General features: G+C 58.0%; 8 protein-coding genes and 1 tRNA gene. 4 read left to right on the forward strand and 5 right to left on the reverse strand.

Annotated elements, in window-relative coordinates; all coding sequences use genetic code 11:
- The gene (locus FOM02_RS30140; protein ID WP_265440422.1) at positions 1–1,239 is read left to right on the forward strand and encodes a tyrosine-type recombinase/integrase; all 1,239 of its coding nucleotides are present in this window, start codon (positions 1–3) and stop codon (positions 1,237–1,239) included.
- Between the two features lie 1,389 nt (positions 1,240–2,628).
- On the opposite strand, the gene FOM02_RS47270 is transcribed toward FOM02_RS30140, so the two are convergent.
- The gene (locus FOM02_RS47270) at positions 2,629–2,916 is read right to left on the reverse strand and encodes a recombinase family protein (protein ID WP_416207726.1); all 288 of its coding nucleotides are present in this window, start codon (positions 2,914–2,916) and stop codon (positions 2,629–2,631) included.
- Between the two features lie 735 nt (positions 2,917–3,651).
- Positions 3,652–3,840 (reverse strand): hypothetical protein, encoded by a 189-nt coding sequence (locus tag FOM02_RS30145; protein WP_194389417.1) that lies wholly within the window; start codon positions 3,838–3,840, stop codon positions 3,652–3,654.
- 1,069 nt (positions 3,841–4,909) lie between these two features.
- Here FOM02_RS30145 and FOM02_RS30150 point away from each other — a divergent pair.
- Positions 4,910–5,152: a hypothetical protein gene (locus tag FOM02_RS30150; protein ID WP_265440423.1), complete on the forward strand. Its 243-nt coding sequence runs from the start codon at positions 4,910–4,912 to the stop codon at positions 5,150–5,152.
- A 1,580-nt stretch (positions 5,153–6,732) separates the two neighbouring features.
- Here the strand turns inward: FOM02_RS30150 and FOM02_RS30155 are convergent.
- Positions 6,733–6,945, reverse strand: a complete 213-nt coding sequence (locus FOM02_RS30155; protein ID WP_194389416.1) for a hypothetical protein — start codon at positions 6,943–6,945, stop codon at positions 6,733–6,735.
- Between the two features lie 1,445 nt (positions 6,946–8,390).
- Between FOM02_RS30155 and FOM02_RS30160 the strand changes: the two genes are divergently transcribed.
- Positions 8,391–8,612, forward strand: a complete 222-nt coding sequence (locus FOM02_RS30160) for a hypothetical protein (RefSeq protein WP_092217518.1) — start codon at positions 8,391–8,393, stop codon at positions 8,610–8,612.
- A gap of 7 nt (positions 8,613–8,619) precedes the next feature.
- Positions 8,620–9,078, forward strand: coding sequence for a hypothetical protein (locus tag FOM02_RS30165; RefSeq protein ID WP_416207727.1), 459 nt, complete (start codon positions 8,620–8,622; stop codon positions 9,076–9,078).
- Between the two features lie 1,693 nt (positions 9,079–10,771).
- Here the strand turns inward: FOM02_RS30165 and FOM02_RS30170 are convergent.
- Both FOM02_RS30170 and FOM02_RS30175 read right to left on the reverse strand, forming a co-directional pair.
- Positions 10,772–10,847 (reverse strand) — tRNA-Ile (locus FOM02_RS30170).
- Between the two features lie 330 nt (positions 10,848–11,177).
- Positions 11,178–12,152, reverse strand: coding sequence for a Bug family tripartite tricarboxylate transporter substrate binding protein (locus tag FOM02_RS30175; protein WP_027562232.1), 975 nt, complete (start codon positions 12,150–12,152; stop codon positions 11,178–11,180).
- Between the last annotated feature and the right edge of the window lie 53 nt (positions 12,153–12,205).

Here is a 12,205-nt window from a genome sequence, read left to right on the forward strand (position 1 = left end):
ATGCCGCGAAGAAGCAAGGGCGCCAGACTTCAGCTTAAGGCCGCCCGCCGAAACAAGAGGGGAAAGATCACCCACCAAGCAACCTGGATCATCAGAGACAACGGCCGGGATGTCGGCACAGGCTGCGCTGCAGATGAGATTGCGGCCGCGGAGGAAAAGCTAAGGGACTACATAACATCCAAGCACACACCGAGCCGAAGAATCCGCCACATAGACGATATTCCAATCGCAGATGTCCTCTCGATCTACTTGGATGCGCAACTGGACAAGCTTCGCAGTCGCTTCAATGTCGATAGCCAAAGCGAAGATACCATCCCGGATATCCGCAAGTTCAAGAAGCGAATCGAACGACTGAACGACTGGTGGGGGGCAAAAATGCTGGGCGAGGTCAATGGGGAGGCCTGCCGGTCCTACACCAAGTGGCGCCGCAAAAAGGGAGGCGCTCGGCGAGACCTTGAAGACCTACGAGCTGCGATTGGCCACCATGCAGCCGAAGGATTTCACCGGGAAATCGTGAAGATCTCACTACCAGAGAGAGGCCAGCCTCGAGACCAGTGGCTGACGCGCAGCGATGCGGCCAAACTGATTTGGACGTGCTGGCGCTATCGTGAAATGCAGAAGGGCTCGCGTCGGCCGACCGACGACCTGAAGGTCCCGACAAGCAAGCGTCCGCTACGCCATCTTGCACGATTTATCTTGTTGGGGATCTACAGCGGAACTCGTGCTGGAGCTATCGCTGCTGCATCTCCCATTTCCGCGATTGGTCGCTCTTACGTCGACTTAGAGCGCGGCCGCTACTACCGCCTGAAGCAGGGCAGCGCGAAAACCAACAAACGGCAACCCACCGTGCCGATCCCCTTGCGCTTGCTCGCGCACCTGCGGCGCTGGCACCGAGCTAGTCCAGAGGCGAAGCATTTCGTGGAGTACAATGGGAAGGCTGTGACGTCAGTCAAGACTGCATTCAAGAGTGCAGTCAGGCTCGCAGGCCTCGGCCCGCGAATCTCCCCTCACACTTTGCGGCACACAGCTGCGACTTGGCTCATGCAGAGAGGTACGGACCCTTGGCAGGCAGCTGGCTATCTTGGAATGTCGCTAGAGGTGTTGCTCAACACCTATGGTCATCACCACCCCGATTATCTGTCCGATGCCGTGGAAAAAATCACCAGTCGAAATCCGGCTGGGGAACGAAAAGCCCACGTATCTGGTGCGGTGATTCCGATCCTGCGAAATGGCGCCTGAATGAGTTACGGACTTTTTTGGTGAGCCCGGCAGGGCCCTCAAACTCTCAATTTATCATTGGTGTGCGACGAAGTGGGCAACTTGCGCGCTTCAAGCGATTTCAGGGGTTTTCGCGACACTGTTACCAACTTTTTGAGCCACAGGTCCGGGTTAACCGCAGCAAAGGGCTGCTTCGCAGCTCGTCGTGTAAGCCTAGGGCACAGCCACGACTGCTTCGCCTTCGGCGGCAAGCCAAACCGCACTGGCTTTCCCGCAAGACGCACCTGGCTGATCAATTCGTAGGCGGCCGTGAGTGAGCCGGAGTGACGAACCACCGTGCCACACGAAGGCAGGTCAGAGTCCTCATCGATAAGTCGGGCTGAAACCGGCCCTTTTGCTCCGCTAGCCGCTTCAGTCCAACCAGGATGTCTTCTGAGCGATACCATAGACGGGCGCGCTGCCCTTGAAGTCGGGGCTGACGTCCAATGATCGCCCTGCCTTCCTCCTTCCGCTTCAAGGCGGCCTTCATGACCTCGGAGGCCGTCCGGGGTGGCAAGTCCGCCAAGGTCCTTGCATTCGTAAGCGAACCGAAGCGCTTCGTAAAATGGTGGGCGCTCGGAGTAACACTGTTCTGGTCGAGCAGCGTCGCCGATAGTAGCCGTTCTGCTCCTCAAGCTGGCGCAAGGCCTGTAGGAGACTCACCTCCGTCCAACGAACGCCATGATAGAATTCATCGCACTTGGCGTCTTTTCCTGCCCTTCCACAGACGCTGCTGAATTTGACTGCGGGATAAAACAGGAAAGCCGGCCTGTTTCATTGCTGCTGTCCTTGAGCCGAAGTAACGGCGAATGATATTCTACGGCAGGTCGGGCGCGCCATCAATGAGACCGGTGGTGATCTGCCCGTGCTCAGCATAGAGCTTCCGCAAGCCGGCCAATATCTCCTTCTTGCTCCAATGCAGCGCATTCATACCGAACGGAGCTATCGGCGGCGGAGTCTATCCAATGGCCTCATACGCCCTTCGCAGCGAACCGAAGTAGCTGAGGATGGTTTCCGGCGCCGGGACGGCAATCGAGAGCTTCTGGCGCACGTACATCCGAAAAAAAGTCGCCTAATCACCTCAAGTTCTTCCGGTGGTCCTGGGATGACCATGACCTTGTCGGTGGTGAGCGCCTTCCTTTCTCCCCGTTGCAGGACCTGCCGAGCACTCTGCTCAGCATCGACCAACAGACGACGGAAGCCGTAGATCAACGTGCCGCCCTGTCGATATCCTAATTGGGCCTGCTGGCGCTTACGGGGCATTTTCTCGGAAAGTTCGCGGCTATATTCTCCAGCCATCACCCGTTTCAGATGTTTGATTATGGTGGTGATGGAAGTCACATCGTCACCGAACGGTTCGCCGCAGTAGCATCACGCGTACCCCAGCTTGCCTGCAAAGGAACTCATAGTGGGCGGCCTGGTCGAAATTCTGAAAGCGGGCCCATCTCTGACGTCAACAACCAGGATCGTTTCGAATTTGCGCTGAACCGCCAGTGCATCGCTAACCAGAGTCTTGAGTGCGTCGCGGCCTCTTAGCGACAGTCCACTTTTTCCGGCGTCGATGTATGACGCCACAATTTTGTGTCCGTGCTGGCTCGCGTACTCGGCAATTGCATTCCGCTGATTTGCAGTTGAGTAGCGCTGGTTATCGGAGGACATGCGCAAGTATTGGCGGCTCGCAGCATCCCCCAGGCTCCATGAGCCTAGGCGAATCAGCCGCTGCAAGTGAGAAAAGGGCTCAGCAGGCGTCCAGCTTGAACAGACTTCGGGACACAATTTCTAGCTAAAGAATCTGCACGCGCCCTTCGTCAGCGCTGATTGACGGCCTGGGGTTGGGCGACTCCGAAAGACATGGTCTGTTGCGGCGCCGGTTGCCCAAGCGGTGCGCTTTCCGACGCTTGCTTCTGAAAGGAGGAAGTCATTGCAGGCCCATCCGCGCGCGGTCATCCTGCTTTGCCACATCGTCATGGCCCTGAGATCGATCATTTGCGACGCTCGAGACGGGCGCCAGGTCTCTGTTTACCAATGCCGACTCGCCTGGAAGGACTCACCCGCGAGCGCGATGGTGCATAAAGGCAATGGATATAAGCGGTGGCCTACGCGCGTTGCGCAGCATCTCAATTAAGCGTCGACGAAAGGCAGTTGTAGGCACCCCGAGCTGCGCGCTAAGGAGCTTCAGACGTTCGCTTTCTTCCTGATCGTCGCCTACTTCCCGTTTTTGAGCTTAGCAAAAACAACGCGGCTTCCGGCCACCAGTGACGATGTGCGGCCATCGGCGCGCTTGGAGGACTGGATTCTCGGATCGGCAATCAAGCGTCGATTTGCCAGGGAGCAGGGAGGGCAAGAGTTTTCGGAAGGAGGAGCCAGGTTAAACCGCTTCTCTCTTGGGCGTTCCTAGTGGTCCTGACGAAGTTGCCGCTCAATGTCGATTGCTTGATCTGCATTGCGTGCTCGCTTGAGCAAGGCATTGCGCTCGTTGCCGGGAGGCTTTCCATCTGCCCGCTCACGCATATCCTGTGCAAATTGCTCGAGTCGCATTTCCAGAGAATCCGTCTGCTTGAATCGCCGTCGCTTCAATCCCATCGCATGTTCCTTCTGCTGATGGGTATTGATTGTACGTCCGCGTGCAGATCATCGCAGGAACATAAGTTATTTCGGACTTAGACCTTTGAACTATCAAGCGCCTTGCGAATCTGCGCCGATGTTGTCCGAATCCAGCCACTGACGCCTACGGGCAGAGCCTTGGCCGGTGATGGTGCGGTAGGTAGCGCGCAAAGACCTTAGTTCCAGCTTTAACTTCTAAGGAGCCCCGGGCGCGGGGCATCTTTGCTGCTCCTCCCTTGTCAGCGCATCAAGCCGATCCAATTGACCCGCTAACCCGGTAAGGCTCCGAGCTATGTTCTTCGTCAGGAAGGCGCGGTCTGGGGAAGTGTTGGGGTTCTGGGAGAGGGCTCTGTACTGACGTGCAAACTCTAAGCAATGCGCGGCGGAAATCATCTTGCCTCCGAGGACCATAAAAACGATCAAAACGTTCAACCTCCGGCTTAGTTCCATGAATGAGAATGACTATAGAATGCATCTGTCTCGGAAGGCAACGTTCCCCGTCCGGATCGTCGCCAACCCGGACACAACGGAAGCGGGAGCCCCGGAAGGTCGGCTCCCGCGACTGGAAAAATAGAACTTGCCTCAACCGATGGCGATCCAGTTTCAGCGTACGCCCCGCTCCCAGTTTCATTGGACCCTGCATCGCCACGGTCGCCAAGACCGCACCGGTAGGGCCGGATTGGGTCTACGAAATCAAGCACGACGGCTACCGGCTCTTGGTGCGATCTTCGCAACTGGGACGTCAGCCAATAACTCATCTCAAAGGGGGCTTGTTGCTCGCTCAATGTGATTCGCCTCTCCTTTAAGTGGGATCAGATCGCGAGTTCGGCATCAATAACATGGATTATGCCGAGGACGGCTTGGTAGCACCGGCGTCGTCAAGACACCCATATTCAATACGCGCCGATTACCCGCGGCCAGGGCGGTGGCACAACTGTAGCGGACCGCCTAATGTTGGGGATCGCTCCTGTCGGCCTCTTTGCGGTCGCGACCGAGGCGTGCACCGTCAATCGCGGGTTCAACGTCGATAGATGGTGGTGAACAGGCCATGCGCCGGAGCACAAACCGTAACTTGCCGAAGTCCGCAGACCTATTTGTTATCAAAGAAGAGCTGATGACTGGGCGCAGGATTGTTGTTGCTGCTTCGGCCGGGCCGCGCCTGAGTGGTCGGATCGGTATTATCGTTGGTCAAGGGGCAACGGCGACTCAGGTCAAAGTGCTCCTCGACGGAGCCAAGCGCTTTGTAACATTGCACGCGCGCTACGTTGACCTGCTCAAAACACGCTCTTAGTCGCCGGCTACCGCGACGCCATTATGAGTGTAACACCGGACGCCTGGCGGCACTGGCGCATCTCGAAGTCCCGGACTGTCCGAATTGCCGGATCACCATGAGCTGGTTTCGCTCGGAGTTGGTGCGAGACACTCCGGATCCGTTAAATTGGCCACCGTTTTTGTCTGCCCGAACTGCGAAGCTTTCACGAAGCGGGAACAATCGGTAATCGCGCGGGTTGGCGCACTACTACAGCCCAATCCCCCGGCGTCCCGAGCGTTCCACTGCCCCAGCTGGCCCGATGCTGGGGCCGTCGTTTTAGGTCCGGCGCTTGTTTCCACGACATAGCCATCTGGCATGGTGGGGAGGCCGAAGCGGCGGCCGGGAAGCACGAAGAGCCCACTCTCCAAATGTGGATGACGGTCTGCGGCACCGCTGATGCGAGCATTACCCCACTTGCCTCTGCGGGAACCTGGGCTACCGGCTTGTGTTGTTCGGCTGAGCGAACCGGAGGTTGGGTGATGAGCACCGAGACGACGTTCGTCTGCCATTGTTGCCTACGGAAAGCGGATAATTGTGTTGGTTGGGCTCATATCAGTGTCAATTGGGCCGACGGGGATCGGCAGGTCATTCCGCGATCTATGCGAAATCTGTTGGAGCCCACTGCAGCAATTGCTGAAACAGCAGCTTGAGCAACATGCTCGAAAGCGAGGTGCATAAACACGCAGATCATAGGATTCAGATCTGCAAAAGGATTGAACGGTCAGCACAAATTGTCGGCCGGAATGCAGCGAGGTGGCATGTTCATGATGTCTCTACCGTCGGACCTTCGGCAACGTCTTCTAAACTGTCCTGAGCTATTCTTGTGGCATGGACGACGATGATGTACCTGCGGGGTTTGGCACCGCTCTTCGACAGAGCTATGCCCGTCTAGCCGCTTGGATGGTGCGGTTCAACCGCGCATCTGAGCCTAGTCGATCGCCGCACCCGACGCGGGTTTGAATAACCCAATCGAGTTCTCGACAAATCGCGTCAGCCCGCGCCTCCGCGCCCATAAGCTCGGACGAGGCCACGTTGACGGAAAGCCGCAACTTGCGCCGATCTTGGTCACCGGAAGAGGAGGGCAATTAATCTCCCTTCTTGGCGATGGAGCCATTGCCGACGAAATTGGAGAACGGCTAGGTCGGACGCGTCGGTCGGTTTACACTCGCCTCCATCGCTTTCAGAGGCAGCGGTGGCAAGCGAGCAGAACAAGCGGGAAATTCTTCCCGCAGTTGCCCATTGTTTGAACCTTACCGCTTCGCATTGCTCTTTCGCCAGCTACCGCTTCAATCCTCAGGCCATCACGCGCCGCACATGCATGTCTCCCCAGAATCATCCGGGGCAGAGACCCTCGGTCGACCGGCAAAGTGTCGCGTTGCCGCGGCGGCGGACCCAAAAAACGAGACTGGCAGCGCCTCATGACCCACCGACGTCGAGCGGTAACCAGGCATCAACCGATACCGGCTTACGATAGATCATCGCGGATTGGTGACGAGTACCGCGGTACGCATGGGCATTGAGAACCCGCTGGCTGTCGAGGCCGGCGGGTTTTTCGTTGACTAGTTTTCTCTGTATGGAATACCGAGATTGTTGCAGGCCGCCGCAAATGACGCTTTTGCCTTGGCGTCTTCAAAGCAGAACTTAGTGCCGACCTGCGCGCGGTCTGTCCACCAGCCAACATTTGCATCTTTCGCGATACGAAAGGCTTCGTCGCGCAAAAGGTCCAGTTGCCTCCCGGCAGCACGGACAATCAGGCAATTTTCTTCGGGCATAGGTATTGTCTCCAATGGCAACGAACCACAAAACGCTCGGCCGGAGCGACTGTCAGCAAAAGGCCGCAGCAGTCGTCCTGCTGCGGCCACTTGTCAAAACATTGCCCGGTAAAAGAGGATCTAAGTAGAACAAGTAGAATATGCGCCAGCTCCCTAACACATGTAGGCCGCCAGTCGCGAATAAATTCGCCAACCGAATTTGGAACTTTTTAGGCCATTGGCCCCTACGCTCCGACCCGCAATTGGACCGGCAGCCGGGAGCACTGGGGCTGGAAAATAAGCCGTGCCATGTTCGGTCCCAAGGTGCAATCCTTCGAATGACATTGATTTGGCAACGGTATGTTCGCCCGCAGGAACGCCAGGCGGCTTGATCCGATCCGAGCGACATCTTAGAGCCCTCAAGGGTGCCGCGCCGATCGTGCGGAACGTCGCGGCGCCGGCCGCAGGAGTCGTACCAGGAGCGGCGCCTGCGGCCCTTCCCTTTTGTCAGCAGAGTTGTGGGAATTTGGATACACATCCGGGAATAATCGGCAAGCGAAGAAACAGCTGATCGGAAATATGCTTGTGTCTCGCGGGTGACGGCCTCTGTCCCAGGAGGCAAGAGCCTGTCCGGGGGCCCCAGCATCATCATGCCCCCCGGCCCGATGCTGGGGCCACCACGGGCACCGTTTCTGTACGAGGCTCGATTGGACGAGACTTGGAGAGTCTTGTTTGCGATCAGTGCGACGGCTGTTGTCGCCGTTGGCTCATTCTTCGCGATCCGGTTTATTATCGGTTTGCACCTGTGACTTCGATCTGAATTGATCACTGCCGGGTGGTCTACGATTGCAAGTCGTGCATCGCCGCGCTCGAAGTCGGGGCCGAACGTCGGCTCCCCGAGAGCCGCACCCCTGACAGACAAACCGCGGCTCGAGATCTGACAGCCGGACGTCATCAGCCCAGCGATCAGCGCTCAGTTCAATGTGGTGTCCGCAATGGCAGTAGACTAGGACGCCGCGCAAGCCCGTCTCACACATCTCCGCCGAAGGTGATCTTGAACTGCCGACCGTCAGCATGCGCGGGCTTGGGGCGTCGGACTGGGCGAGGCATGCCCCCATTCAAGCGGCATCGTAAGTACCTCGCAAATTATAGATCGATTGTGGCCTCGAACCCGCGCGTGTGGAAAAGCAAAGCCTGTCGCTCACTCAGAGAGAGCAATCCAGACACCGGTTATACATACCCGATTGCTCAATCTTCCTAGACATTAGCATGCCTCGGCGGCTCCCCATTACTGTCGAGGCTCCCACGGCTCCGGCGGGTTGTGCTGGGGCCTTTTTTCGGGCCAGCGAGCGGCACCCAGTGCAACGTGTTACCTGCATGTGGAAAGTCCCACAGCTGTTAATTGCGAACTTAGGAACGAGAGCTCGGCTTTCACATTCCTTCTGAAGTGCAATCGGGAGCTTAGCATGGCAATTCAAATCGTGATGGATCATAGCGGCGATAGCCGACACTTCTTCGACAACTCAAATTCAGAAGCATTGGCAGAGGCGGAGAAGCGTTTTCTGCAATTTGCTCTCAAAGGATATACCGCGGCGGTGCGGAAAGGGCCCGGTGAGGTGAGCAGGATCACCGCGTTCGATCCGATTGCGGAAGAAACGTTGTTCTTCCCGCGGCTCGTGGGCGGGTGATCACGAGGTGACGAGAAGGCTTCGTCGCATCGGCTTTTGGCCCCATCGAAGCGTCGCGGTTAGCAGGCTTTATCAAGCAGCTAAGGCCGAGAAGACGATCCAGGGTCGTGCCCTACGACTGCTGCGTTCTTGGCTTTCGCCCGAGCAAAGGACAGAGTTCGATACCAGGGGGTACTTCGATGTGGTAGGATGCGACAGCGGGAAGCGTTATCGCATCCGGCGGGGAACATCCGGGAACGTGAACGAGATTGACGAGTACGGGCGGCTCGGCAGGGGCTGGTGTTTCGTCCCGCTGGGTGGCTTGGTCGAGGGCGACGTCATGCTCGCCCAAAAAATAGCTCTCGAGACGGACGAGGAGCGCGCCTTGAGCGTTGCCAACAGCTTCCCGGGACCGATCCGATGGCGCCTACCCAGATATCGTCCATCAGAGGGGAGGAGTTTGGGCGCACGTTTTTATTCCAGCTAAGAGCCGGTCGGGACAATCAATAAACCTCCAGGCATCGCCCGCAGGTTGGGGAAGTGCGGCTCAAGGCCGTCGCAGCATCGAGCTTAATCGGCATTGTGTTCCGGGATCCAATCCGACCCGCGCCCGCTGACTGGCCACGTTCACAATGAAGAGTTCGCGCTATGCTTCATGGGCATGGTTCTGGAAGCGATGCTTTGCTCCTCGATGGGAGCGGGGTGCTGCTACTGAAATACTTTGGGCAGCACGACGACGACCTGGATCGCCTGGTTCAAGATCTCCGTAGCAAATCCGCAATCACCAAGGCGAAGTCCTCTTCGATCTCCGCGGCGATGCTTTCGTCCTTCGCATAGACGTACAAAAGCGGCCCATCCACTTCAGCAAATCTGACGCCTGCGAACACGCGATAGAACACAGTCGCGCCTATTACACCGGCTAGCTTCGCCTGTATCGCGTAGTCTTGGGTGTCACTGAGATCCAAGGCGCGGAGATAAAGTCACCTGGTGCGAAAACAAGTCTTAAAAAAACAATTCGGCAACCTATCGCCAGCGAATTGGAGGAAACGCTTGCTGTCTGCGGGTGCAGTTCTCACACGCTCCACCTGACGCAACATGATCGTGTTGATGCTGGCCGTGGAGCAATCCACATTCCGCCCGGATTGTTGTGGCGCACTCCACCCTAGTGCGCCATTCGTTGTCGGCTCACCGGAGCACGGATGCTCCCGCCCGAGATCCGGCCGCCTGCGTGCCTACTGCGGGGCCAGTTTGGTTCACTGGCGCTGTCCGATGCCGCTGGCTCTCACGAGGCCACCTAATTGCTTTTCTTCATTGCTCCAAGTTAGTCGAAACTCTTCCGCTTGGACCGAGCCATGAGTGGCCTTTGAAGCTTTGCATGGTTGAATCTTCCAATCAACAACCTGCTCTCTATTGATCAGCTTTAGATCCCGAATAGGATGAAAGTTTGATCGCAGTCGAACGTCGTCTCAATACCAAAGATCCCAATCCCTCGAGCCTCTGCCTTCCAACAAGTCCCCTCATTAACTTATCAAACGACAGCGTCTGCTTTCCATCAAAACGACGTTCGTCACTTGTAACTGACTTCGGCGCTCCTTCGATGTCGAACGACGAGATGCCCGCGGCGAGTTTTTCCGCGCCTATGACGACGGCTCCGCGGGGTCAACAGCGGCCGCCTGCTCGGCCTGCGTCAGACCGACCTGCTGAACGACCACACCCTCACGACGTTGAGACTAAGATTGGCACGCGCATGGACGACAAACGATGGCATTGACTTCCTAACCCTGAGGAGGCTGAAACCAGAAACGTGGGTCGCGTCGGCCAAAGCTACCGGACCGAGGTATCCGTGCTCGAGTTGGCATGTTGGGGGACCCAGTCCCTCCCTTATGCCTGCGTTGTCATTGGACGAGCGCTCCTCGAGCAAGGGAGCGATTACCGCGGCGTCCAGTTATGGCTCATGCAGCGAGGCGCGGATTCGTGGCAGGCAGCGGGGTATCTCGGGATGTAGCTTGAGGTGCTGTCAACACGCATGGCCATCACAATCCCGACGATTTGTCCGATGCCGTCGACAGAATCGCTAAGTGCTACCCAGTCAGCGAACGAAAAGCGCACGTATCTGGTGCGATATCTGGTGCGGTGCTTCCGATGAAACGAAACCGGCCTTGATAAGTCACTGATTTCATTGGTGGGCCCGGCAGGACTCGAACCTGCAACCAGACCGTTATGAGCGGCCGGCTCTAACCATTGAGCTACAGGCCCCGCCGCGGGACGGCCCTTCGCGAATGCGCGGCCGGCAACGGTGCGCGGTTCGTTTACAGGGATGGAGGCGGGGGTGCAATGCTGGCACCCGTGGATGGGAACGCCGGCATGGCTGGGTCAGTTATTTCTAAATTCCCGAAATCGGCGATGATGCCCTTATGCTCCTGTTTTGCCCGACGAGTCAAATGGGTTTTCGCGGCCAGGCGCGTTCGATTTTGTAACCCATTGCAATTGCGTTGGTTTTCTACTGTGCATGGGGTTGTTTTCGTTTTTTGAGTGAAGGGGCCTTGCGGCCCCTCCGATGGCTTGCTTGCGAGCCGCCAGGCCCGCCTAGTCGACCGAGACCCCGGCGAACTCCACCACTTTGCGCCACTTCTCGGTCTCGTCGGCGACCAGCTTGCCGAACTCTGCGGGCGCCATGGGCTTGGGGATGCCGCCATTCTCGGTCAGCCGCGCGATCACCTTCGGGTCCTTCAGCGCTTCGCCGACAGCCTTGTTGAGGATCTCGATCACCTCGCTCGGCGTGCCCTTGGGCGCGGAGATGCCGTAGAAGCCGACCGATTCGAAGCCGGGCACGGTCTCGGCGATCGCCGGCACGTCAGGCACGGTCGGCCAGCGCTGCGGCGAGGTCACACCGAGGGCGCGGACATTGCCGCCGCGCGACTGCTCGAGCGCGGAGGGCAAATTGTCGAAGATCAGCTGCACCTTGTTGGAGATGATGTCGGGGAAGGCGATCGCCGAGCCGCGATAGGGCACGTGGATCATGTCGCACTTGGTCATCGCCTTGAACAGCTCGGCCGACATGTGCACCGAGGTGCCGTTGCCCGACGAAGCGTAGGAGATCTTGCCGGGATTGGCCTTGCAATAGTCGATGAACTCCTGGACCGTCTTGGCCGGAAACGCGTTGGAGACGACCAGCATGTTGGTGAGCTGCATGATGCTCGCCACCGGCACGGTGTCGCGCAGGAAGTCGAACGGCAGCTTCTTGTACAGCGAGGTCGAGATCGCGTTGTTGGGCGCGACGAACAGCAGCGTGTAGCCATCGGGGGCTGCGTTGATCGCAGCCGCGGCCGCGATATTGCCGCCGGAGCCGGCGCGGTTCTCGACGATGAACTGCTGGCCGAGGCGATCCGACAGCGCCTGCGCCATAATTCGCGCCACGATGTCGACCGGGCCGCCGGCGGCAAAGCCGATCATCCAGTGCACGGGGCGGTCGGGGTAGGCGGCGGAGGCGGGAGGGGAGACGCTGAAAAGACCTAAGAGAAGTGTGAGCCCGAAAACACCGTTACGCAAAATTCGCAACATGACGTCTCCCATTGTTCTATTGTCGTTATGGGGCATGCTTTCACAAAAACGGG

This window comes from Bradyrhizobium sp. SEMIA, from assembly GCF_014844175.1.
Lineage (GTDB): Bacteria > Pseudomonadota > Alphaproteobacteria > Rhizobiales > Xanthobacteraceae > Bradyrhizobium > Bradyrhizobium arachidis.